This window comes from Streptomyces sp. CNP082, from assembly GCF_059570535.1.
In genome coordinates this window covers 102,989-125,906 of the sequence record NZ_JCANSZ010000005.1, presented here as the reverse complement: position 1 = coordinate 125,906, position 22,918 = coordinate 102,989, and the positions used below count along the sequence as shown (strand labels likewise).

General features: G+C 75.0%; 17 protein-coding genes and 1 pseudogene. 11 read left to right on the top strand and 7 right to left on the bottom strand.

Annotated elements, in window-relative coordinates; genetic code table 11:
• Positions 1–9: 9 nt before the first annotated feature.
• The 4 genes and pseudogenes from B124_RS06250 to B124_RS06235 form a co-directional block, all read left to right on the top strand.
• Positions 10–1,095 (top strand): annotated as a pseudogene (locus B124_RS06250) (hypothetical protein); the annotation flags it as partial.
• A gap of 1,366 nt (positions 1,096–2,461) precedes the next feature.
• Positions 2,462–3,823 (top strand): glutamine synthetase family protein, encoded by a 1,362-nt coding sequence (locus tag B124_RS06245; RefSeq protein WP_496501653.1) that lies wholly within the window; start codon positions 2,462–2,464, stop codon positions 3,821–3,823.
• 74 nt (positions 3,824–3,897) lie between these two features.
• A complete protein-coding gene (locus tag B124_RS06240; protein WP_496501790.1) occupies positions 3,898–7,014 on the top strand; it encodes a bifunctional [glutamine synthetase] adenylyltransferase/[glutamine synthetase]-adenylyl-L-tyrosine phosphorylase in 3,117 nt (1,038 codons plus the stop codon).
• Positions 7,015–7,194: 180 nt separating this feature from the next.
• A complete protein-coding gene (locus B124_RS06235) occupies positions 7,195–7,872 on the top strand; it encodes a DUF11 domain-containing protein (RefSeq protein WP_496501652.1) in 678 nt (225 codons plus the stop codon).
• A gap of 34 nt (positions 7,873–7,906) precedes the next feature.
• Here the strand turns inward: B124_RS06235 and B124_RS06230 are convergent, their stop codons facing one another.
• The 3 genes from B124_RS06230 to B124_RS06220 form a co-directional block, all read right to left on the bottom strand.
• Positions 7,907–8,641: a phosphatase PAP2 family protein gene (locus B124_RS06230; protein ID WP_496501651.1), complete on the bottom strand. Its 735-nt coding sequence runs from the start codon at positions 8,639–8,641 to the stop codon at positions 7,907–7,909.
• Between the two features lie 345 nt (positions 8,642–8,986).
• The gene (locus B124_RS06225; RefSeq protein WP_496501650.1) at positions 8,987–9,844 is read right to left on the bottom strand and encodes a hypothetical protein; all 858 of its coding nucleotides are present in this window, start codon (positions 9,842–9,844) and stop codon (positions 8,987–8,989) included.
• 56 nt (positions 9,845–9,900) lie between these two features.
• A complete protein-coding gene (locus B124_RS06220; RefSeq protein WP_496501649.1) occupies positions 9,901–10,314 on the bottom strand; it encodes an HIT family protein in 414 nt (137 codons plus the stop codon).
• A gap of 240 nt (positions 10,315–10,554) precedes the next feature.
• On the opposite strand from B124_RS06220, the gene B124_RS06215 reads away from it, so the two are divergent.
• From B124_RS06215 to B124_RS06205, 3 genes are all read left to right on the top strand, one after another.
• A complete protein-coding gene (locus B124_RS06215) occupies positions 10,555–12,603 on the top strand; it encodes a hypothetical protein (RefSeq protein WP_496501648.1) in 2,049 nt (682 codons plus the stop codon).
• A gap of 23 nt (positions 12,604–12,626) precedes the next feature.
• Positions 12,627–13,331 (top strand): NADPH-dependent F420 reductase, encoded by a 705-nt coding sequence (gene npdG, locus B124_RS06210; RefSeq protein ID WP_496501647.1) that lies wholly within the window; start codon positions 12,627–12,629, stop codon positions 13,329–13,331.
• 202 nt (positions 13,332–13,533) lie between these two features.
• Positions 13,534–13,767 carry a hypothetical protein gene (locus B124_RS06205; protein ID WP_496501646.1) on the top strand — a complete coding sequence of 78 codons (234 nt, stop codon included), beginning with the start codon at positions 13,534–13,536 and terminating at the stop codon, positions 13,765–13,767.
• An 83-nt stretch (positions 13,768–13,850) separates the two neighbouring features.
• Here the strand turns inward: B124_RS06205 and B124_RS06200 are convergent, their stop codons facing one another.
• Both B124_RS06200 and panB read right to left on the bottom strand, forming a co-directional pair.
• On the bottom strand, positions 13,851–14,174 hold the full coding sequence (locus tag B124_RS06200; RefSeq protein WP_496501645.1) for a hypothetical protein: 324 nt from the start codon (positions 14,172–14,174) through the stop codon (positions 13,851–13,853).
• 227 nt (positions 14,175–14,401) lie between these two features.
• The gene (gene panB / locus B124_RS06195; RefSeq protein WP_496501644.1) at positions 14,402–15,295 is read right to left on the bottom strand and encodes a 3-methyl-2-oxobutanoate hydroxymethyltransferase; all 894 of its coding nucleotides are present in this window, start codon (positions 15,293–15,295) and stop codon (positions 14,402–14,404) included.
• Positions 15,296–15,522: 227 nt separating this feature from the next.
• On the opposite strand from panB, the gene B124_RS06190 reads away from it, so the two are divergent.
• Together B124_RS06190 and B124_RS06185 are read left to right on the top strand one after the other, a co-directional pair.
• Entirely contained in the window at positions 15,523–17,061 is a 1,539-nt protein-coding gene (locus B124_RS06190) for an MFS transporter (protein ID WP_496501643.1), read from the top strand.
• 228 nt (positions 17,062–17,289) lie between these two features.
• Positions 17,290–18,327 (top strand): endonuclease/exonuclease/phosphatase family protein, encoded by a 1,038-nt coding sequence (locus tag B124_RS06185; RefSeq protein ID WP_496501642.1) that lies wholly within the window; start codon positions 17,290–17,292, stop codon positions 18,325–18,327.
• A gap of 34 nt (positions 18,328–18,361) precedes the next feature.
• On the opposite strand, the gene B124_RS06180 is transcribed toward B124_RS06185, so the two are convergent.
• Complete coding sequence (locus B124_RS06180; protein WP_496501641.1) at positions 18,362–20,113, bottom strand: NAD+ synthase; 1,752 nt, start codon at positions 20,111–20,113, stop codon at positions 18,362–18,364.
• Between the two features lie 264 nt (positions 20,114–20,377).
• Here B124_RS06180 and B124_RS06175 point away from each other — a divergent pair, with 264 nt between their 5' ends.
• Together B124_RS06175 and B124_RS06170 are read left to right on the top strand one after the other, a co-directional pair.
• Positions 20,378–20,986, top strand: a complete 609-nt coding sequence (locus B124_RS06175) for a hypothetical protein (RefSeq protein ID WP_496501640.1) — start codon at positions 20,378–20,380, stop codon at positions 20,984–20,986.
• 147 nt (positions 20,987–21,133) lie between these two features.
• On the top strand, positions 21,134–22,372 hold the full coding sequence (locus B124_RS06170; protein ID WP_496501789.1) for an MFS transporter: 1,239 nt from the start codon (positions 21,134–21,136) through the stop codon (positions 22,370–22,372).
• Between the two features lie 284 nt (positions 22,373–22,656).
• Here the strand turns inward: B124_RS06170 and B124_RS06165 are convergent, their stop codons facing one another.
• Positions 22,657–22,890, bottom strand: coding sequence for a hypothetical protein (locus B124_RS06165; protein WP_496501639.1), 234 nt, complete (start codon positions 22,888–22,890; stop codon positions 22,657–22,659).
• Positions 22,891–22,918: the final 28 nt, after the last annotated feature.

Below are 22,918 nucleotides of genomic sequence, written 5' to 3'. Positions count from 1 at the left end.
GGGTGGCGGCCCGGCGGCGACGCCGGGGCCGGGTACGACTACGTGCGGCTGCGGATCGTACGGGCCGCGCTCGAAGCCGGGCGGCCCCGGCGCCCGCTCCGGCTGCCGCCGGCCGGGCGGCTGCCGAGCCCGCTGCCGCGGCTCTGGGGGCTGCGGCTCCACCCGCGCCCGGGCGGCTCCGACGAGCTGGCCCTCGACCGCGCCCTCGCGGCGCTCCCCGCGCCGGCCCGCGCCGCGTACGTCCTGCGCGGCCTCGAAGCGCTGCCCGACCCCGCCGTGCGGCGGCTGCTCGCGGCGGCCGGTGCCGAGGACCCCGGGGCCGCGCTCGCCGCCGCCGACCGCGTCGCGGAGCCGCCCGGCAGCGCGGAGCGGCGGCTGCTGTTCTCCCCCGAGTTCGACCCCTGCTCGCTGCAGGCCCGCCCCACCGACCTGCTCCGGCGCCGCCAGCACACCCGCGCCGCGCTCGCCGCCGCCGCGGCCTTCGTCGCGGTCGTCGCCCTGCTCGGCGTCCCCGGCGCCGAGAACGGCACGGACGACGCGGCGGCACCCCCGTACGCCCGCAACGCCTTCGCCGAGCAGGCCCTCGACCCGACGCAGCTCGTCGGCGCCGGCCGCGCCGACTGGGAGCGCACCGGCCGTGCCGACTTCGCCGCCTGGCCGGCGCGCGGCGCCCGTACCGGCGACACCGCGCTGCTGCGCCGGGCGCTGAACGTCTGGGCCCGCCCGGGCGAGTCCGTACGGCTCTCCGCGACGCCCGGCACCGCCGCCGGGCCGCCCGCGGGACCACCGCGGCTGCTGTATGCGGGGGACGTCGACCGGGCGACCGTCGTCCTCTTCCACGACGGGCTGCGGCTGGTGCGGTACGCGGAGCTGCGGGGCAAGCCGGGCGCCGCGGTGCTGGACTTCGCCCGCGCCGACGCGGCGGACGCGGCGAGCGCGCTGGCCGTCGTCGTCGCCCGCACGGACGGCAACGTCCGCTATCTGACCGCCCCCTGGGTCTCCGGCGTCTCGCTGCGCGAGCTGCTGGACCCGGCTGCTCCGGCGCAGCGGGTCGGCCGCGACACGGACGGCGTCACCGACCCCGTCCCCAGCCCCCCGCTGCCCACCACCGCCCCGGCGGAGAACGGCACCCCCGGGACCCCCGGCGGAGCGCCCCGCGACGAGACGGACACCGGCGAGACGACGGACCCGGCGGCACCCGGCGAGGAAACGGGGGGCGAGCGGCCACAGGGGGCACGGGCGGAGGACGCCCGGACCCCCGCGGAGAACGGCGCCCCCGGCGGCGAGCCCCACGACGAGACGGACACGGGCGTGGCCACGGACCTGGCGGCACCCGAGGAAGCGCCGGAGGGCGAACGGGCACAGGGCGCGCGGGCCGAGGACGCCCAGACCACCGACGCCCCCGCCGGGACACCCGGAGCACGGGCCCCCGGCACCCCGGCCCCCGCAAGCGAGACCGACACCCAGGCACCCGCCGCTCAGCCACCCGGCGCAGAGACGACACCTGGAGCACACGCCCCGGGCGCCCCGGCCGCCGCCGCAAGCGGGACACCCGCCACGGAGCACCCCACCGCCCGCCAGCCCTGTACCACCTGGCCCGCCCTGGAGCTGCGCACCCGCCCCTCCGCCGGCACCGGCGCGCCCGCCCAGCTCGCGACCGACCTCGGCGAGCTGGTGCCCGCCCGGCTGACGTACGGCTCCCCGGCCGCCGCCACGGACGTCGCCGGCGGCGCCGCCCGCGACCGCTGGGCCCGTACCGCGTGCCACCTCGCCGCGCTCCGCGCCCACGGCGTACGGACGGTCAACTCCTGGACGTTCGCCGGCCAGCCGCTGCCCGAGGCGGGCGGCACGGCAGCCTGGGTGTGCACCCGCGCCGACACCTGGCGCGGCACGGGCGGGGTGACCCTGGCGCAGTTCCAGCCGCCGACGGCGGACCCGCGGCAGCAGGGCGCGGTGGCGGCCCGCGCGCTGGACACCACGGCATGCGGCGTACGGGCGCCGCACGCGCTGGCGGGCGTACTGTGGAAGGCGCGCTCCGGCAGTTGGTACGTGCTGGCGGCGGGCAGCCGCGACGTCACCTCGGTCACCGCGTCGGGCGGCGTCAGCGGCGCGGCGCAGGGCCGGTTCCTGGCCGCGGCGGCGACACGCGGCGCCCGCGCGGAACTGACCGCGACCCTCCCGGACGGCTCGACGCTCCACCCCCCGTCGTAGCGGCCGGCAGCACGGCGACCCGCCCTCCTGCGCACCGGCGGACGGACACGCACCCTGTGGGACGACGCACACTGGAAGCCAGGCCACGCAGCAGCGAGCGCAGCCGGTGGCGACACGCCTCACCCGGCCGCTGCCGCGGACGGATCCACCCCGCCGCGCCCGCCGCAGGCGAAACGCGGTGGAAACTCCCTACCGTGATACTGAGGGCCGGGCCGCCCCCACCACCGAGTCACCTGCGAGGATGTGGACCATGGAGAAGCAGCAGGAGTTCGTGCTCCGGACCCTGGAGGAGCGCGACATCCGGTTCGTGCGGCTGTGGTTCACCGACGTGCTGGGCTTCCTGAAGTCCGTCGCCGTCGCCCCCGCCGAGCTTGAGCAGGCGTTCGACGAGGGCATCGGCTTCGACGGCTCGGCGATCGAGGGCTTCGCCCGGGTGCACGAGTCCGACATGCTCGCCAAGCCCGACCCCGGCACGTTCCAGGTCCTGCCCTGGCGCGCCGAGACCCCCGGCACGGCGCGGATGTTCTGCGACATCCTCATGCCCGGCGGCTCGCCGTCCTTCGCCGATCCGCGGTACGTGCTGAAACGGATCCTCGCCAAGACCTCCGACCTGGGTTTCACCTTCTACACCCACCCCGAGATCGAGTTCTTCCTGCTGAAGGAGAAGCCGGTCGACGGCAGCCGCCCGGTGCCCGCGGACAGCTCCGGCTACTTCGACCACACCCCGCAGAACGTCGGCATGGACTTCCGCCGGCAGGCGATCACGATGCTGGAGTCGATGGGCATCTCGGTGGAGTTCTCGCACCACGAGGGCGCCCCCGGGCAGCAGGAGATCGACCTGCGCTACGCGGACGCGCTGGCCACCGCCGACAACATCATGACGTTCCGGCTGATCATGAAGCAGGTGGCGCTGGAGCAGGGCGTGCAGGCGACGTTCATGCCGAAGCCGTTCTCGGAGTACCCGGGCTCCGGGATGCACACGCACCTGTCGCTCTTCGAGGGCGACCGCAACGCCTTCCACGAGTCGGGTTCGGAGTACCAGCTCTCCAAGGTCGGCCGCTCCTTCATCGCTGGGCTGCTGCGGCACGCCGCGGAGGTGTCCGCGGTGACGAACCAGTGGGTGAACTCGTACAAGCGCATCTGGGGCGGCTCCCAGCGCACCGCGGGCGCGGGCGGGGAGGCGCCGTCGTACATCTGCTGGGGCCACAACAACCGCTCGGCGCTCGTCCGCGTCCCGCTCTACAAGCCGGGCAAGACGGGCTCCACCCGCATCGAGGTCCGCTCTCTCGACGCCGGCTGCAACCCCTATCTGGCGTACGCGATGCTCCTGGCCGCCGGCCTGAAGGGCATCGAGGAGGGCTACGAGCTGCCGCCCGGCGCCGAGGACGACGTGTGGGCGCTGACGGACGCGGAGCGGCGCGCGATGGGTATCGAGCCGCTGCCGCAGAACCTCGGCGAGGCGATCGGGCTGATGGAGCGGAGCGAGATCTGCGCGGAGACGCTCGGCGAGCACGTCTTCGACTTCTTCCTGCGGAACAAGAAGCAGGAGTGGGAGGAGTACCGCTCCGAGGTCACGGCCTTCGAGCTGCGCAAGAGCCTGCCGGTGCTGTAGGACGCGACCCGCGCGGCCGGGGGCGGCCGTAGGCTCATGGTGTCGTGATCACGGGACGGGAGGCGGTGCGCGCGATGGCGGTTCCGCAGGGGCGCAGGTCCAGCGCGTTCACCCGGCTGCTGCGCTACGGGTTCGGCGAGCCGGCCGACGCCGCGCGGCTGCTGCAGTCCCCGGTGCTCGACGGCGTACGGGACGATCCCGTGCTGCTCGACGCGCTGGGCGGCGCCGCGGATCCGGACGGGGCGCTGCTCGGTCTGGTGCGGCTCGCGGAGGCGCTGGCGCCGGAGCGGCGGCAGGTGCTGCTCGACACGCTGGTGGCCGCCAAGCCGCTGCGCGACCGGCTGCTGGGGGTGCTCGGCGCGTCCGAGGCGCTGGGCGACCATCTGGCGCGGCAGCCGGACGACTGGGAGTCGCTGGTCACGTACGAGGCGGCCGATCTGCATCCGACGACGGCGGAGTTCGAGCGGGCGCTCGCCGAGGGCGTGTGGGGGGCGCGCGGCGCACGGCTGCCGCGGGCCGACGCGCTGCGGGTGGCGTACCGGCGGGCGCTGCTGGGGATCGCCGCCCGGGACGTGTGCGGCACGACGGACGTGGTGCAGGCCGCGGCGGAGCTGGCGGACCTGGCGACGGCGACGCTGCGGGCGGCGCTGGAGATCGCCTGCGAGGAGCAGCCCGAGGACGCCGCGCGCTGCCGGCTGGCGGTGATCGGGATGGGCAAGTGCGGCGGGCGGGAGCTGAACTACGTCTCGGACGTGGACGTCATCTTCGTCGCCGAGCCGCGCGACGAAGCGCTGGGCGGCGGCCAGGGCGCCGACCACGGCGCCGAGCGTGCCGCCATGCAGGCCGCGACCCGTCTCGCCGCCCGCCTGATGCGCGTCTGCTCGGACACCACCGCCGAGGGCACCATCTGGCCCGTGGACGCCAACCTGCGCCCCGAGGGCCGCAACGGCCCGCTGGTGCGCACCCTCTCCTCGCATCTCGCGTACTACCAGCGCTGGGCCAAGACCTGGGAGTTCCAGGCCCTGTTGAAGGCCCGCCCGGTCGCGGGCGACACGGAGCTGGGCGCGGCGTACGCGGACGCCATCGCGCCGATGGTGTGGCAGGCGGCGGAGCGCGAGAACTTCGTGCCGGACGTGCAGCAGATGCGCCGCCGGGTGGTGGCGAACATCCCGGCGGCGCAGCTCGACCGGGAGCTGAAGCTGGGCCCCGGCGGGCTGCGGGACGTGGAGTTCGCGGTGCAGTTGCTCCAGCTCGTCCACGGCCGCGCCGACGCCTCGCTGCGCAGCGGCACGACCCTGGACGCGCTGGCCGCGCTCGCCGCCGGCGGGTACGTGGGGCGCGCCGACGCCGCCGCGCTGGACGCCGCGTACCGCTTCCTGCGCTCGCTGGAGCACCGCATCCAGCTCCAGAAGCTGCGCCGTACGCACCTGGTGCCCGAGGGCGAGCACGAGCTGCGCGCGCTCGGCCGCTCGCTGGCGCGGCTGCTGCCCGACGAGGGCCGGGGCGACCCGGTGGCGCAACTGCGCAAGGCGTGGCGGCGGCACTCCTTCGAGGTGCGGCGGCTGCACGAGAAGCTCTTCTACCGCCCGCTGCTCGACGCCGTCGCCCGGCTCGCGCCCGGCGAGGTGCGGCTGACGCCGGACGCCGCCCGGGAGCGGCTGGTGGCCCTCGGGTACGAGGACCCGGCGGCGGCGCTGCGCCACCTGCAGGCGCTGACGGCGGGCATGAGCCGGAAGGCGGCGATCCAGCGGACGCTGCTGCCGGTGCTGCTGGGCTGGTTCGGCGACTCGGCCGACCCGGACGCCGGGCTGCTGAACTTCCGCAAGGTCTCGGACGCCCTGGGCAGCACGCCGTGGTATCTGCGGCTGCTGCGCGACGAGGGCGCGGCGGCGGAGAACCTGGCGCGGGTGCTGTCCTCGGGCCGGCTCGCGCCCGACCTGCTGCTGCGGGCGCCGGAGGCGGTGGCGCTGCTCGGCGACGAGCAGGGGCTGCGGGCCCGCGGGCGGGCGCACCTGGAGCAGGAGACGCTGGCGGCCGTGGGCCGGCACACGGACCCGGAGGCGGCGGTGGCGGCGGCCCGCGGGGTGCGGCGGCGGGAGCTGTTCCGTACCGCGGCGGCCGACCTCATCACGGCGTACGGGGCACCCGCGGCGCCCGGCGCGGGGGAGGAGCCGGCGGCCGGGGACGCGCAGGAGCCCGACCGGGACGAGCACGCCCGTATCGCCGCCGCCGTCGACCGCACCGGCGACGCCCTCAGCGACCTCAACGCCGCCACCGTCGCCGGCGCCCTGCGCGCGGCGACCGCCGCCCGCTGGGGCGACACGCTGCCGACGCGGTTCGCGGTGATCGGCATGGGGCGCTTCGGCGGCCACGAGCTGGGCTACGGCTCGGACGCCGACGTGCTCTTCGTGCACGAGCCGCGCGCGGGCGTCTCCGACGAGGAGGCGGGCGCGGCGGCGTTCGCCGTCGCCAACGAGCTGCGCCGGCTGCTGCAACTGCCCAGCGCCGACCCGCCGCTGCTGGTCGACGCCGACCTGCGGCCCGAGGGCAAGTCGGGGCCGCTGGTGCGCACCCTCACGTCCTACGCGGCGTACTACCGGCGCTGGTCGCTGCCGTGGGAGAGCCACGCGCTGCTGCGCGCGGAGCCGGTCGCGGGCGACGCGGAGCTGGGGGCGCGGTTCACGGAGCTGGTCGATCCGCTGCGCTACCCGGAGGGCGGGCTCGACGACGACGCGGTCCGCGAGATCCGGCGGCTGAAGGCGCGGATGGAGGCGGAGCGGCTGCCGCGCGGCGCGGACCCGGCGCTGCACGCGAAGCTGGGCCGCGGCGGGCTGGCGGACGTGGAGTGGACGGTGCAGTTGCTGCAGTTGCAGCACGCCCGCGAGGTGCCCGCGCTGCGTACCACCCGCACCCGGGCGGCGCTGGCCGCGGCGCTGGCCGCGGGGCTGCTGGACGCGGGGGACGCGCGGATACTGGACGACGCCTGGCTGCTGGCGACGCGCCTGCGCAACGCGGTGATGCTCGTCCGCGGCCGGCCGGGCGACACCTTCCCCGCCGCCGAGCGCGAACTCGGCGCGGTGGCCCGCTACTTCGGCTACGGCCCGGGGCAGGCCGGCGAGCTGCCGGAGGAGTACCGGCGGACGACGCGGCGGGCGCGCGCGGTCGTGGAGCGGCTCTTCTACGGCGACTGAACCGGTCCCCGCGCTTCCCCGGTTCCCGTTCCCCCGGTCCCGTTCCTCCGAAGGAGGGAGGGTTCGGCGGGCCGTTCGTAGCATCGCGCCCCGTCGGTGCGATTTGCCCTTTTTCTTTGCGCGGCCCGCTGGTAGACCGGCCGCACGGACCGTGCAGTACGGACAGTGAGGTGGCAGGGCATGCATACGGCGATCGCTCCCGCGGGCTTGGTCGCCGGCCTGCTTGCGTCCCTCGCCCTCGCCCCGCCGCTGCCCCCCGCGGGCGCGCACCGGTCGGACGAGCCGCTGTCGCCCATCCGGCTCGCCCTCGACAGCCGGGACGCGGCGGCCGGCGGCACGACGTACGCGATCACCGTGCACAACCCCTCCGGGGCGGACGCGCCGCACGGCCGGGTCACCCAGCGCCTCCCCGACTCCCTGGAGTACGTCTCCGCAAGCCCGCGGGCCCGGACGGACGGGCAGCAGGTGACGTGGCGGATCGCGCTGCCGGCGGGCACGAGCCGGGAGCTGACGGTGACCGCCGCCCCCGACCGGAGCGAACGGGACGGCCGGGAGCCGCACGCCGCGACCGCGGCCGACGGCGTACGGGCGCAGGGGCGCGCCGGCGCCGCCGCCGGGGACGGCGCCCCTGCGTCGGCCCCTGCGTCTGCCACCACGGTGTGCTTCCAGGGCGGCACCCGCGGCGAGTGGCTCACCTGCACCAGCGCCGACGACGAGTGGTCGCCGGAGCCCTGGGTCTCCTCGAACAAGGTCTACGCCGCCGGCAGCGCCGCCGCCGCGCTCCTCGTCGGCACCGCGGGGATCGTGATCCTGCGCCGCCGCCGCTCCCGGGACTCCGAGGACGACCGCCCGCGCTGACGCGCCCGGGCCTCTCGCCGCACGCCGGCGGGCCCTAGGTCGACACCACCTTCTGCGGCAGCCGGTACGCGATCGTCCCGTACCAGGCGTACGAGACCGCGAAGCCGAAGATGAGGCAGATGACCCCGCCCACCGCGTCCATCCAGAAGTGGTTCGCGGTCGCCATGATGACCAGCAGCGTCAGCACCGGGTAGAGGATGCCGAGCAGCTTCACCCACAGCGGCTTCGCCAGCACGGCGATGGTGACGCCCGCCCAGACGGACCAGCCCACGTGCATCGAGGGCATGGCGGCGAACTGGTTGGAGACGTTGGCGAGGTTGCCCTGGGACATCGAGCCCAGGGTCTCGTGCGCCCGCACGGTGTCGATGAAGTCCATGCCCTCCATCAGCCGCGGCGGCGCGAGCGGGAAGCTGTAGTAGCCGACGAGGGCGAAGCAGGTGGTGATGGCGAGCGCGAGGCGCACGGCGGCGTAGCGGCCGGGCTGGCGGCGGTAGAGCCAGACGAGCACGCCGAGGGTGACGACGTAATGGAGCGTGCCGTAGTAGTAGTTCATCGACACGACGAGCCAGGTGACGCCGTCGACCGCGTGGTTGAGGGAGCGTTCGAAGGCCAGCCCCACGCTCTCCTGGAAGCTCCAGATGCGGTCCGCGTTCTTCATCGCCTGCGCCTCCTGCTCGGGCACGGCGTTGCGGATGAGGGAGTACGTCCAGTAGACGAGCGCGACGAGCATGATCTCGAACCACAGCCGCGGCGGGCGCGGCGAGCGCATCCGGTCGACCAGGGCGCGCAGGCGCTCCCCGGAGGTCGCGGGGGGTCTGCGTCTCTCCTCGGCGTCCGTGCCGGTCGGGGAAACGGGTGTCCGCCGGTCCTGGAGAGTCCTCGCAATCTTCGCTGGCCGGGGAGCAAGGTCCCGGGAATACGACGCGCCCATGGGGAGACAGTTTGCCAGACGGAGAGCGGGTGTCAGATCATCCCCCGGTGCCCCGTGAAGGCCGGTACCTCCCCCGTGCGCAGCAGTCCGCCGCGACCCGGCGCGCTCCGCGGTCCGCGGCGGCGGGGGTCCGCGCCCGACGGGGAGGAGCGGCACGGGACCCGGGTCAGGCCGGCGGGGCGGTCAGGCGACGGGCTGGAGCCAGCCGCTCAGCCGCACGGTGTCCTCGCCGTACGTACGGTCCAGCTCGCGCCGCAGCTCGGGGGTGGCGACGGCGACCTCGACGGTGACGGCGTTGCGCACCGGGTCGACGGAGGAGCGCAGGACGCCGTCGAGGTCCTTGCCGACCTGCTGCTGGACACGCTTCAGCTCGGCCTCGGTGTGCTCGGCGCCGACGACGCACAGCGGGCCGTCCCACAGGGCGCGCAGCTCGCGCTCGGCCGCGTCGGGGCCGTCGTCCCCGGCGCCGGCGAATCTGACGTTGACGATGTCGCCGTCGAGCCAGGCGCCGGCGTAGCCGGGCATCCGCTGGGCCTCCTCCAGCACCCGCTGCCGGCCGGCGCCGCCCGCGTCCTTGCCGCCGTCCTTCAGCTCCGTGCAGGGCGTGGTGAAGTCCGGTGCGGCCTCACCCTCGCCCGGTTCTGCGGCCTCGTCCGCGGGCCGCGGCTTCTCGGCCGGGGTGAAGCGCTCGCCGTCCCAGGTGCCGACGAGGACCAGTGGGTCGGTGTACGTGGTGCCGTTCGCGCGGTGCTCGCGTACGTCGTCCCAGTCCCAGCCGACGACGTCGGGGCCCTCGCAGCGCGGCGGCATCGAGAAGGCCATCGTGTGGCAGAGCTGCGGGCCGTGGTCGTCGTTGGCGAGGACGCTGGCCTCGACGCGGTAGAGCTGGGCGGCGGAGCCGGCGTCGGCACCGGCGTCGCCGCGGCTGCCGTCGCCGGCGGACCCGGTGGCGTCCTGTGATCCGCAGCCGGCGGCGAGCGCCGCGGTGGCGAAGGCGGCGGCGGTGGCCGCCGAGGTGCGCAGGGGGGTCGTTCGCTTCATGCCTCTCGGACGGCGCGGCTCCGCATCGGGTTCCCTCCGGGCGCCCGCGCGGCGCGTCAGTCGTCGAGCGCCGCGCGGATCAGCCGGGCCGTCTCGGCGGCGTGCTCGTCGTCCCGGTACCTCGTCCGGGGCCAGAAGAAGCCGCGCAGGCCGTCCTTGCGGTTGCGCGGCACGACGTGCACGTGCAGATGCGGCACGGACTGGCTGACCCGGTTGTTCATCGCGACGAACGACCCGGCCGCGCCCATGCTCTGCTCCACGGCGGCGGTCAGCCGCCTGGCCCGTACGAAGAACGGGCCCACGTCCGGCTCCGGCAGGTCGAGGAGCGTCTCCACGTGGCGGCGGGGGATCAGCAGGACGTGACCGGCGAAGAGCGGCCGGGTGTCGAGGACGGCCACGGCCAGGTCGTCCTCGAACACCCGGTGGCTCGGCAGCTCACCGGCGGCGATGTCGCAGAAGGTGCACGTCACCCTTCCAGTCAACACCGGGCCGGTGACATCGCGCGGCACGCGGCGGGCAGATGCACCGGACACGGCCGCAGCGCGGACAGACGGGTACAAGCGCGTTCATGGCTCCCAAGGTCCCCCGCGCGCCTGAGGATCGCGTGAGAACCGCGTGGATAATCGCTGAAGCCTCCGGCATTGACAGCACTCGCTGGTCTGACTAATAACCTCGATTAACTGTTGGGTAACCACCCGTTGGAGGCCCCTGTGCGCGCTCGGCTCACGGTCCTGACCACCGTCACGGCGCTCGCGCTCGGCCTCCTCGCCCCCACCGCACTCGCCGGCCCGGGCGGCCCGGGCGGCCAGGCCGATCCAGTCCCCGCGCCCCGCGGCGCCGACCGCGCCGGCTGCGACCCCATCGGCCCCTCGGAGTGCCTGCTGCCGTTCCCCAACGACTGGTACACCGAGCAGGACCGCACCACGGACACCGGCCGCCGGGTCGCGTTCGAGCCGTCCGCCATGCCCGCCAACGCCGCGGGCACCCGCGTCGACCCCGCCGAGTGGAACCGCAGCGACGGCTTCTCGCCCGGCTCGATGGTCCTCGCCCACGTGCCCGGCATCGACCTCGGCGAGACCGGCGCCGCGCCGCTCACCGACATCGGCGCCTCCCTCGACCGCGACGCGCCGATCGTGCTCCTCGACGCCGACACCGGCAAGCGGCACCCGTACTGGGCGGAGCTGGACGCCAACGCCACAGAGCCCGCCCGCCAGGCCCTCGTCGTCCGCCCCGCGCGCAACCTCGAAGAGGGCCACCGCTACGTCGTCGCCCTGCGCCGCCTGAAGGACGCCGACGGCCGCGCCATCCCCGCCCCCGCCGCCTTCCGCCGGGTCGACGGCCCCACGCTGCGCAGGAGCGACCCGCTCTACGAGCGCCAGCGCGAGCACCGCCGGCTGAGCCGCAGCCTCGCCCGCGCCGGCGTCACCTCCCGCGATCTCTACCTGGCCTGGGACTTCACCGTCGCCAGCGAACGCAGCCTGAGCGAGCGGATGCTGCACATCCGCGACGACGCCTTCGCCGGCCTCGGCAAGGGCGTACCCGAGCATCTGGTGTACGAGGTGACGGACCACCCCGCCGACGACCCCGTCGCCCGCACGGTCCGCGGCGTCTACAACGTCCCCAGCTACCTCGACGCCCCCGGCGGCCCGCCCGGCTCCGGCTTCCACCGCGACGGCGGCGGCAAGGACGCGCTGCCCGCCCGGCTGCCCGGCAACAACCAGGTCGTGCCGTTCCAGTGCGAGATTCCGCGCGCCGCCCTCGGCGGCCCCGGCTCTCCCGGCACGGCGGCGCGGCCCGTCCTGTACGGCCACGGGCTCCTCGGCAACGAGACGCAGGTCGGCTCCCGTACCCAGGACGAGCTGGCGGTCCGCGGCAACTTCGTCATGTGCGCCACGAAGTGGCAGGGCATGGCGGACGAGGACATCCCGTTCGTCGCGAGCGCGCTGCAGGACCTCAGCCGCTTCCCCGCGATCGCCGACCGGCTCCAGCAGGGCGTGCTCAACACCCTGTGGCTCGGCCGCCTCATGCGGCACGCGGACGGGCTCGCCGCGGACGACGCCTTCCGCGGCGCCGGCGGCGCGCCGGCGATCGACGTCCGCGCCGAACTCGGCTACGCCGGCCACAGCCAGGGCGGGATCATGGGCGGGATGTACACCGCCGTGGCGCAGGACAGCACGCGCTCCGTGCTCGGCGTCCCGGCGATGAACTACAGCACGCTGCTCAACCGCAGCGTCGACTTCGCACCGTTCCAGCAGGTCCTGGACCAGTCGTACCCCGACAAGCTCCAGCAGCAGCTCGGCTTCGCGCTCATGCAGATGCTCTGGGACCGCGGTGAGGCCAACGGCTACGCCCACCACATGACGTCGGAACCGCTGGCGCGCACCCCGCGCCACCAGGTGCTGATGCACGTCGCGTACGGCGACCACCAGGTCTCCCCCACCGCCGCCGAGGTGCAGGCCCGCACCGTCGGCGCCCGGATCCACACGCCGGTCGTGGCCGACGGCCGCAACCCCGACGAGGAGCCGTACTGGGGGATGGACAAGCTGCGCTACCCGTCCGCCGGCTCCGGGATCCTGGTCTGGGACAGCGGCAGCCCGTACCAGCCGCTGACGAACACGCCGCCCGCCGAGGGGCGGGACCCGCACAGCGACCCGCGTGCTGAGCCCGCGGCGCAGCAGCAGATGGCCGAGTTCCTGAACACCGGCAGGATCGTGGATGTCTGCGGCAGCGCGCCCTGCACGGCCGAGCCGGCGGGGTGAGCCGGCCGCCGTACGATCAACGCATGACTTCGAGTGAGCAGAACACCCCGCCCGCCCGCACAGACCCGTGGGACCTGCCCGACGTCTCTGACCTCGTCGTCGGCGTCCTCGGCGGCACCGGCGACCAGGGCCGTGGGCTGGCCTATCGGCTGGCGCGGGCCGGGCAGCGGGTCGTCGTCGGCTCCCGGAAGCCGGAGCGGGCCGAGGCGGCGGCGGCCGAGCTGGGCGAGGGCGTCGAGGGCGCGGACAACGCGGAGTGCGCGCGGCGCAGCGACGTGGTGATCGTCGCGGTGCCGTGGGACGGGCACGAGGCGACGGTGACGGCGCTGCGCGCGGAGCTGGCGGGCAAGCTCGTCGTGGACTGCGTGAACCCGCTGGGGTTCGACAAGAAGGGCGCGTACCCGATCCGCCCCGCCGAGGGCAGCGCGGCCGAGCAGGCGGCGGCGCTGCTGCCCGAGTCGCGGGTCACGGCGGCGTTCCACCACCTGTCTGCGGTGCTGCTGCAGGACCCGCAGGTGGAGCGGATCGAGACGGACGTGATGGTGCTGGGCGAGTCCCGCCAGGACACGGACGTCGTGCAGGCGCTGGCGGGGCTGATCCCGGGGATGCGCGGCGTGTACGCGGGCCGGCTGCGCAACGCGCACCAGGTCGAGGCGCTGGTGGCCAACCTGATCTCGGTCAACCGCCGCTACCGGGCGCACGCCGGGGTGCGGCTGACGGACGTCTGACAGGCATCCGGCGACGGCCGGCGGGCGGCTGACGGACGGCTGACGGACGGCTGACGGGCGGCTGAGGGAGGGCCGTCGGGCGGCTGAGGGAGGCCGTCGGGCGGCCCGGCGGCGGCTGGCGGACGCCGGGGGCGGTGCGGGGCGGACGCGGCGTGGAGGCACAATGGATCCGCACCCCGCAGCCTCCGAGGAGCCCGCCCCCATGCCGTCCGAGCCCCGCCAGCCCACGCCCCCGTCCACCCAGCCGAACCGGCTCGCCGTCTTCGCCGTCGTCGTGTGCGTGCTGTCGGTGGCCGCGGCGGTGGTGTCGTTCGTGAACGGCTACTGGATCGGGGCGGTCTGGGTGCTGCTGGCCGGGCTGTCGTCGAACATGGCGTGGTACTACGTACGCCGCGCGCGGCTGGCCCGCGGCCGGGGCGAGAGCCCGGCGGGCTGACCGGCCGACAGGCTGACCGGGCGGGCTGAGCAGCCGGGCTGAGCAGCGGCTGAACGGCCGGGCAGGAAAGGGCCGGGCGGCCGTCAGGCCGTACGGCGGCGGCCCCAGCCGAGGAAGTACACGGCCGCGCCGAGCGAGAGGGCGAAGACCCCGCCGGCGGCGATCGCGGGCCAGGCGTCGTCGCCGCGGACGGCGGGTGCGCCCGGGGAGCCCATCGCGGGCGCGTGGCCGGGGTTCTTCCCGTCGCCGGTGGTGTGCGGCGTGTCTTCCTGTACGGGAACGGGGGCGGCGGCCGGTGCCGCGGCGGGCAGCGCCAGCGCCTCGGCGGGGGCGGTGACGGCCGCCCAGAGCAGCGGCGCCGCGAGGCCGGTGAGCAGCAGGCGGCTGCCGGGGTGTCCGGGGGACATGGGCGGGGTTCCTCTCCACGGGGACGACGGGAGCGGACGGAGCCGGCGCCGGTACGCCCGTGTCGTACCGGACCTTCCGGCGCCTTCCGTCGGTGTGTTTCCGTCAGCGTCCGCGCGGCCCGCGCCCCGGCCGCGTCGGCACGACGGCGGGCACCCGCATGCAGTTAATAAGATCACCGCATCGGCGCATCACTCCGGCGCCCGGAGTGATGCGCCGCCCCGCGGGCTCAGTGGAAGCTGTGCTCCTCGGCCGGGAACGCGGCCGAGCCGACGTCCTCGGCGAAGGCCCTGGCCGCGTCGCCGAGGGCCTGCCGCACCTGCGCGTACTGCTTGACGAAGCGCGGCATCTTGCCGCCGGTCAGCCCCGCCATGTCGGTCCACACGAGCACCTGCGCGTCGGTGTCGGGCCCCGCGCCGATGCCGATCACCGGGACCTCCAGCGAGCGCGTCACCTCCGCGGCCAGCTCCGCCGGCACCAGCTCCAGCACCACCGCGAACGCGCCCGCCTCCTGCGCGGCCTTCGCGTCGCGCACCAGTTGGTGGGCGTCCTCGTCGGAGCGGCCCTGGACGCGGTAGCCCATGGCGTTGACCGACTGCGGGGTGAGGCCGAGGTGGGACATCACGGGGATGCCGGACTCCACCAGCAGCTCGGTCTGGCGCAGCGACCGCTCGCCGCCCTCCAGCTTCACCGCGCCCACGCCGGCCTCCTTGACCAGCCGCGTCGCCGAGCGGAGCGCCTGGACCGGGCCCTCCTGGTACGAGCCGAACGTCAGGTCGGCGACGACCAGGGCCCGCCGGGTGCCGCGGACGACGGCGGCAGAGAGCATGGTCATCTCGTCCAGCGTCACCGGCACGGTCGTGTCGTAGCCGAGGTGGACGTTGCCCATGGAGTCGCCGACCAGCAGCACGGGGATGCCGGCCTCATCGAAGATGCCGGCGATGGTCGAGTCGTACGCGGTCAGCATGGGCCACTTCTCGCCACGCCGCTTGGCGGCGGCCAGGTCCCGGACGGTCACCCGGCGGTTGCTGCCGCCCCCGCCCCCGCCGTACAGCGTCGGGGGCGAAGTCGGGGCGGAATCAGCCCCTCCGGGCGACGTGCGGGCATGCGAAACGTGCGTCATCGCAAACGCTCCTTCGTCATCTCGAGGCGCCCTGACGGCGTCCCCGGACCACTTCCATGCTGGCACGCCGCGGCGGCGATGGACACCCCGCCCCGGCACGTGTGCCGAAGGTCGCACGCGCCCGCACCCCGGGCCCCTGACCTGTGGCTCGCCCAGTGCGGGCGCCGTCACCCGAACTCCGTCTCACGAGACGGCGCTCTGCCCGGACCGGCGCTAGCGTGACTTTCATGGACACCGCGCCGCACATCGCCCCGGCCGTCCACCGCCGTCGCTGGCTCATCCTCGGCGTCCTCGTCTTCAGCCTGCTGGTCGTCGTCCTCGACAACTCCATCCTCAACGTCGCGATGAAGACGATCGCCACCCCGGCCCCCACCGGCCTCGGCGCCAGCCAGAGCGAGCTGGAATGGGCGATCGACGCGTACACCCTGGCCTTCGCGGGCCTGCTGTTCACCGCGGGCGTCCTGGGCGACCGGCTGGGGCGCAAGCGGGTGCTGCTGGCCGGCATGGTGGTCTTCGGCGTGGGCTCGGTGCTCGCCGCGTTCTCCGCCAGCCCGGCCGAGCTGATCGGCTTCCGCACCCTGATGGGGATGGGCGGCGCGTTCGTCCTGCCCGCCACGCTGGCGATCATCGTCAACGTCTTCGAGCACGACGAGCAGCCCCGGGCCATCGGCATCTGGGCCGGGTCCGTGGGCCTGGCCATCGCCATCGGGCCGATCACCGGCGGGCTGCTGCTGGAGCACTTCTGGTGGGGGTCGGTCTTCCTGGTCAACGTGCCGATCATCAGCGTCGCGCTGATCGGCATGGTGCTGGTAGTCCCCGACTCCAAGGACCCGGCCCCCGGCCGGATCGACCCCACCGGCGTCCTGCTGTCCATCGCCGGTCTTGTGCTGATCGTCTACGGCGTGGTCCGCGGCGGTCAGCGCGCCGACTTCAGCGCGCCGGAGGTCTGGGGCACGATCCTCGGCGGCGCGGTCGTCATCGGGCTCTTCGTCTGGTACGAGCGGCGCAGCCGGCACCCGGCGCTCGACATCCGGTGGTTCCGCAACCCGCAGTTCTCGGCCTCGGTCGCCGTCATCGGCCTGGTGTTCTTCGCACTCATGGGCGTCACGTTCTTCATGGTCTTCTACATCCAGAGCGTGCGGGGTCTCTCGCCGCTGGATTCCGGGCTGCTCCTGCTGCCGCTGGCCGTCGCACAGTTGATCTTCGCGCCGCGGTCCCGGCTGATGGTCGACCGGTTCGGCGCCCGGGCGGTGTGCACGGTGGCCATGCTCGCGGTCGCCGCCGCCTTCGCCGGCTTCCTGCTGCTGGACGAGACGTCGCCGCTGTGGATCCTGGAGGTGCTGTTCTTCGTCATGGGCACCGCGATGGCGCACGTCATGCCGCCCGCCACCACCGCGATCATGCAGTCCCTGCCGCGCGAGAAGGCCGGCGCCGGTTCCTCGGTCAACAACACCTTCCGGCAAGTCGGCGGCGCCCTCGGGGTCGCCGTGCTCGGCTCGCTGCTGTCCTCGGTCTACCGCGGCAAGGTGACGCTGCCCCCGGGGGCGCCGAGCGCGGCGGGCGAGTCCATCGAGGCCACCCGCACCTTCGCGCAGAAGGCCGGCTCCGCCGGGAAGAAGCTGATCCCGGAGGCCAACAACGCGTTCATCGACGCGATGCACGTGACGTCGCTGGCGGCGGCGGGCGCCGCGGTGCTGGGCGCGGTGGTGGCCGCGGTGTTCCTGCCGGCCCGGAGCAGGGAGAATGTGCCTGCCGCGCGGACGTAGCGGCGGGGGGCGGGCCGTTGCCGCCGGGTGCGGCGGCGTACGTTCATCCGATCGTTGAAATGTCCGGATTTCGCTACGGTGACCTTCCGGCGCGCCCCGTCCGCAACTCGCGGCGCCGTCCCGCTCGTCAGGTAAGTCAGGCACAGCCAGGCACAGTCAGGCACAGCCAGGCGCCAGGCAAGGCGCAACGGGGCGGACCGGCACGTGCAGTGAGGTGAGGAACAGCGCATGACGCAGGCGGACGAGGCGGAGACCCGGCCCGGCAGCGGGACCGCGCAGGCGGCCGGCCCCGCGGAGTCCCGCGCGGTGTACTGGCGCCGCCGGCTCCGCGAGGGCCTGGGCCCGGGCACCTGGCGCCGCGGCCTGGTGGTCGCCGCGCTCGCGCTGCTCGACGGCATCGTGATGATGGGCCACGCGGCGATCCCCAACCGGATCGGCAACCTGGGCAGCCTGGTCGAGACGTTCCTGCCGTGGTTCGGTCTTGCCGTGCCGGTGCTGCTGGTGTGCGCGCTGTGGCGGCGGTCGCTGACCGCCGTGTGCGCGCTGGTGCTGCCGGTGTTCGTCTGGTTCAGCCTCTTCGGCGGGCTGCTCACCGACAAGTCCTCGGGCGGCGGCGACCTCACCGCCGTCAGCCACAACGTCGCCGAGGAGAACACCGACGCGGCCGGCACCGCCCGCAAGCTGGTGGAGTCCGGCGCCGACGTGCTCGCCCTGCAGGAGGTCACGCAGGCCAACAGGGCGGCGTACGTGGACGGCCTGGCGGAGGCGTACCCGTACCACGAGGTGGCGGGCACGGTCGGGGTGTGGAGCAAGTACCCGCTGTCGGACACCCGGCCGGTGGACCTCCACATGGGCTGGACCCGCGCCCTGCGCACCACCGTCGCCACCGACAGCGGCCCGCTCGCGCTCTACACCGCCCACCTGCCGTCCGTGCGGGTGAAGCTCGACGCCGGGTTCACCGCCAACCGGCGCGACACGAGCGCCCACGCGCTCGGCGAGGCCATCAGGAACGAGCCGATCGAGCGCGTCCTGCTGCTCGGCGACCTCAACGGCACGATGAACGACCGGGCGCTGGCGAACATCACCTCGCAGGTGCGCTCCGCGCAGGGCGCGGCCGGCAGCGGCTTCGGCTTCAGTTGGCCGGCGGGCTTCCCGACGGCGCGGATCGACCAGATCCTGCTGCGCGGCGTCGAGCCCGTCAGCTCCGACGTGCTGGGCGAGACGGGCAGCGACCACCGCCCGGTACGGGCCTCGGTGAACCTTTGACGTCCCCGCGCCCCGCGGCCCGCGCCCCCGTCGGCTAGGCCCGCTCCCGCCAGCGGTTGGTGATCGGCAGCCGGCGGTCCTTGCCGAAGCCCTTCGGCGAGATCTTCGTGCCCGGCGGATACTGCCGGCGCTTGTACTCCGCCGTGTCGACCATCCGCAGCACCCGCTCCACCAGCTCCGGGTCGAACCCGCGGGCGACGATCTCCGCGCTGCCGAGGTCGCGGTCGACGTACAGCTCCAGGACCGCGTCGAGCACGTCGTAGTCCGGCAGCGAGTCGGTGTCGACCTGGCCGGGGCGCAGTTCGGCGCTGGGCGGCTTGGAGATGGAGTGCTCCGGGATCGGCGGGATCTCGTTCCGCTCCGCGGCGGCGGCGTTGCGCCACTTCGCGAGCCGGAAGACGACCGACTTGTAGACGTCCTTGATCGGGCCGTACGCGCCGACCGAGTCGCCGTAGAGCGTGGAGTAGCCCACGGCCAGCTCGCTCTTGTTGCCGGGGGCCAGGACGAGCGGGCCCTCCTGGTTGGAGACGGCCATCAGCAGGGTGCCGCGCAGCCGGGACTGGAGGTTCTCCTCGGCCAGGCCGGTCAGCGCCAGCGACTCCAGGTAGGCGTCGAACATCGGGCCGATGGGGACGCTGCGCAGGTGCAGCCCGGTGCGGCGGGCGAGTTCCGCGGCGTCGTCGCGGGAGTGCTGGGAGGAGTAGCGCGAGGGCATGGAGATGCCGTACACGTGCTCCGCGCCGAGCGCGTCGCAGGCGACGGCGGCGACCAGGGCGGAGTCGATGCCGCCGGAGAGGCCGACGAGGACGGAGCCGAAGCCGTTCTTCGCCACGTACGCGCGCAGCCCGGCGACCAGCGCGGTGTACATCTCCTCCTCGTCGGACAGGCGCTCGGCCACGGTCCCCGCGTACCGGCGCGGGTACGGCGCGACGGGCTCCGCCGACAGCGTCACGTGCTCGATGCGCAGCCCGTCGTCGGCGATGCCGGCCGGCGGCTCGGCGGGAGCGGCGGGCAGGTCGAGGTCGACGAGCAGGCACTCCTCGGCGAACTGCCCGGCGCGCGCGACGACCTCGCCGCGCTCGTCCACGACGATCGAGTCGCCGTCGTAGACCAGCTCGTCCTGGCCGCCGGTCATCGCGACGTACGCCGTCGTGCACCCCGCCTCCTGGGCGCGCTTGCGGACCAGCTCCAGGCGGGTGTCGTCCTTGTTCAGCTCGTACGGCGAGGCGTTGACGGTGACGAGCAGTCCGGCGCCGGCGATCCGCGCGGACGGCACCCGGCCGCCGTCCTGCCACAGGTCCTCGCAGATCGCCAGCGCGATGTCGACGCCGGCGACGCGGACGACGGGCATGGTGTCGCCGGGGACGAAGTAGCGGAACTCGTCGAAGACGCCGTAGTTGGGCAGGTGGTGCTTGGCGAAGGTGAGGACGATCTCGCCGCGGTGCAGCACGGCCGCCCCGTCCTCGGGGGAGCCCGCGGGCATCCCGAAGCGGTGGGGCTCGTCGATGCGGTCGAGGTAGCCGACGAGCACGGGGGTCTCGCCCAGGCCCTCGGCGGCCAGCCGCCCGGCGAGCGCGTGCAGCGCGGCGCGGGACGCCTCGACGAAGGAGGAGCGCAGGGCCAGGTCCTCGACGGGGTAGCCGGTGAGCACCATCTCGGGGAAGGCCACGAAGTGCGCGCCGCGGTCGGCCGCGTGCCGGGTCCAGCGGACGACGGCGTCGGCGTTGCCGGCGAGGTCGCCGACGGTGGCGTCGATCTGATTCAGCGCGAGGCGAAGTTGAGGCACCCGGCCATTTTATCGTCTGTCTGACGCGATGTCGTGCGGGGCCGGGGCGGGCTGCGTCACATGCGCCGCGGACCCGGGCGCAAGCCCACGGGGACCTGGGGCGCAGCCCGGCGGGGATCCGGGGCGCAGCCCCGCCGGGGCCCGGGGCACAGCCCCGCGGGGATCCGGGGCGCAGCCCCGAGCGGGTCCGGGCGCAGGCCCGATCTGGTGATCCCGGGGTGTTCTGCTGCGGGGCGCAGGGCTCCTCCGGCAGCATCCCGCCGCATGGATGCCGTGCGTGTGGCGCTGCTGCGGGAAGTGCTGGCCGGGACCGAGTGGCCCGGGGCGGCGCGGCGGTTCGCCGGGGTGCTGCGGGGGGCCGTCGAGGCGCAGGGGGGCGGGCTGTTGCTGGTGGGCACCGCCGCGTACGAGCCGTGGCACCTGGCCGCCCACCTCGACGACGAGGCCGCCTGGTCCGGGCTGCCCGCGCTCTCCCCCACCCTCGTACGCCACCGCATGCCGAACGCCGGCCCCGCCCACCTCGGCGTCGGCCTCGGCCGCCTGGAGGCCGCCGGGCGCGGCGAGACCCTGCTCGTCGTCGCCCCGGACGAGCCCGGCGACGCGCTGCTGGAGCGCGTCGGCGACGCCCGCCGCGCGGGGGCCGCGGTGCTCGCGCTGGACGGCGGCTCCGCCGAGCTGCCCGGGCTCGCCCACGAACTGCTCACCGTGCCCGGCGACAGCGGCGAGATCGACCTGGAGACCGTCCAGCACCTCGTCAGCGCCGCCGCCGGCGAGAACGGCGCCCCCTCCGCCGCCCCCGCCCGCTCCGGCTTCCGCGCCCGCCTCGCCCGCCTCGCCGAGGTGCTGTCATCTCCGCCCCCGCCCCGCTGGTAGCCCGGCCGCACCTCGCCCGGCCGCACCTCGCCCCGCCGCCGTAATTCCCTTGCGGCCCGCACCGCACCCGCCCGACCATGCCTCGTGGCTCACCGCGACCTCCTCCCCGACCTCGCCCCCTGGCACGCCTCGCGCGACTTCCGCCTCATGTGGGTCGCCGGCCTCATCACCTCCTTCGGCAGCTTCCTCACCTTCGTCGCCCTCCCCGTGCAGGTGAAGGAGCTGACCGGCTCGGCCTTCGCGGTCGGCGCCATCGGCACCGTCGAGCTCGTCCCGCTGATCGTCTTCGGCCTCTACGGCGGCGCCCTCGCCGACGCCGCGGACAAGAAGAAGCTGATCCTCTACAGCGAGGCGGGCCTCGGCCTCGTCTCCGTCGTGCTGCTGGTCAACAGCCTGCTGCCCAGTCCGAAGCTCTGGCCGCTGTACCTCGTCGCCGCGCTCACCAGCGCGCTCACCGGCATCCAGCGCCCCGCCCTGGACTCGATCGTCCCGCGCATCGTGCCCCACGAGCACCTGCCCGCCGCCGCCGCGCTCAACTCCCTGCGCTGGCAGATCGGCGGCATCGCGGGCCCCGCCCTCGCCGGGTTCATCGTCGCGTACGCCGGACTGCCCTGGGCGTACGCGCTGGACGCCGGGACGTTCGTCGTCTCCGTCAGTCTTGCCCTGCTGCTCGCCCCCTCCCCCGCCGCGCACGAGGCGGTCGCGCCGAGCCTGCGGGCCGTCGCGGAGGGCGCGCGCTACGCCTGGCGGCGCAAGGAGCTGCTGGGCACGTACGCCATCGACCTGGCGGCGATGTTCTTCGCCTTTCCGCTCGCGCTCTTCCCGTTTCTCGCCGACGACCTGGACGCGCCGTGGGCGCTGGGGCTGATGTACGCGGCGCTGCCCGCGGGTTCGCTGCTGGTGAGCCTGACCAGCGGGTGGACCCGGCGGGTGCACCGGCACGGCCGCGCGGTGGCGCTGGCGGCGGCCGGCTGGGGGGTGGCGATCACGGCGGCGGGGGTGATGCCGAACGCCTGGGCGGTGCTCCTGCTGCTCACGGTGGCGGGGGCGTTCGACATGGTCAGCGGGGTGTTCCGGGCGGCGATGTGGAACCAGACCATCCCCGACGAGCTGCGCGGCCGGCTCGCGGGCATAGAGCTGCTGTCTTACTCGGTCGGCCCGGTGGCCGGGCAGTTCCGCTCCGGCGGGGTGGCGGCGCTGACGAGCGTGCGCACGTCGGTCTGGTCGGGCGGGGTGATGTGCGCGGGGGCGGTGCTGGTGCTGGCGGCCTGCCTGCCGAAGCTGATGACGTACGACGCGCGTACGAACGAGCACGCCGTACGGGAACGGGAACGCCGCGCCGCCGCGGCGGCGGCGAAGACGGCACCGGGCGGCCCGGTGGCCTGACGCGGCGCAACGGGCCGCCGCGAACCGGAGTCCCGCACCCCGCAGTCGCCGTGCACCCGACCACCGCGCGCCCGACCACCCTGCACCGGAGTCCCGCACCGGGCGCCGCGAGCCTGGAGTCACGAGCCGGCGCGTCACACCGCCGGGCTCCGCCGGACGCCCATCGCCCGACCGCGGCGCGACCCTGCCCGCGGGCACCGGGTCAGCCCGCCAACGGACAACCCCGCCGGACAGCCCCGGCACCGCCCGACTGCCGCGCCGTCAGCGCCACCCGCCTCGCGGCCTCAGCGCCCCGCCGCGTCCCCGCCCTCCGCGTCGTCCTTCCACCGCGCGTCCTCGTCCCACTCCTCGTTCCGCGCCTCCGCCGTCTCGATCGCCCGCGCCGCCTCCTCCGGCGTCGCGTACGGCCCGAGTCGGTTCAGGGCCCTGCACTGCGGACCCTCCTCGACCCGCTTGTGCTCCAGGCAGTAGTACCACTCGCCCGGTTTGCCCGCCCTCTTCTTCTTGAACAGCGCCATCTCGCTCCTCACCTGCGCCGTGCCTGCG

What these genes read in the sequence shown, in the direction of transcription:
- B124_RS06240 (WP_496501790.1), top strand. Translation starts at nt 3,898, where the DNA reads ATGGCGGTTCCGCAGGGGCGCAGGTCCAGCGCGTTCACCCGGCTGCTG.
- B124_RS06200 (WP_496501645.1), bottom strand. Translation starts at nt 14,174, where the DNA reads ATGTCCCCCGGACACCCCGGCAGCCGCCTGCTGCTCACCGGCCTCGCG.
- B124_RS06245 (WP_496501653.1), top strand. Translation starts at nt 2,462, where the DNA reads ATGGAGAAGCAGCAGGAGTTCGTGCTCCGGACCCTGGAGGAGCGCGAC.
- npdG (WP_496501647.1), top strand. Translation starts at nt 12,627, where the DNA reads ATGACTTCGAGTGAGCAGAACACCCCGCCCGCCCGCACAGACCCGTGG.
- B124_RS06235 (WP_496501652.1), top strand. Translation starts at nt 7,195, where the DNA reads ATGCATACGGCGATCGCTCCCGCGGGCTTGGTCGCCGGCCTGCTTGCG.
- B124_RS06205 (WP_496501646.1), top strand. Translation starts at nt 13,534, where the DNA reads ATGCCGTCCGAGCCCCGCCAGCCCACGCCCCCGTCCACCCAGCCGAAC.
- B124_RS06225 (WP_496501650.1), bottom strand. Translation starts at nt 9,844, where the DNA reads ATGAAGCGAACGACCCCCCTGCGCACCTCGGCGGCCACCGCCGCCGCC.
- B124_RS06230 (WP_496501651.1), bottom strand. Translation starts at nt 8,641, where the DNA reads ATGCGCTCGCCGCGCCCGCCGCGGCTGTGGTTCGAGATCATGCTCGTC.
- B124_RS06190 (WP_496501643.1), top strand. Translation starts at nt 15,523, where the DNA reads ATGGACACCGCGCCGCACATCGCCCCGGCCGTCCACCGCCGTCGCTGG.
- B124_RS06170 (WP_496501789.1), top strand. Translation starts at nt 21,134, where the DNA reads ATGTGGGTCGCCGGCCTCATCACCTCCTTCGGCAGCTTCCTCACCTTC.
- panB (WP_496501644.1), bottom strand. Translation starts at nt 15,295, where the DNA reads ATGACGCACGTTTCGCATGCCCGCACGTCGCCCGGAGGGGCTGATTCC.
- B124_RS06185 (WP_496501642.1), top strand. Translation starts at nt 17,290, where the DNA reads ATGACGCAGGCGGACGAGGCGGAGACCCGGCCCGGCAGCGGGACCGCG.
- B124_RS06165 (WP_496501639.1), bottom strand. Translation starts at nt 22,890, where the DNA reads ATGGCGCTGTTCAAGAAGAAGAGGGCGGGCAAACCGGGCGAGTGGTAC.
- B124_RS06175 (WP_496501640.1), top strand. Translation starts at nt 20,378, where the DNA reads ATGGATGCCGTGCGTGTGGCGCTGCTGCGGGAAGTGCTGGCCGGGACC.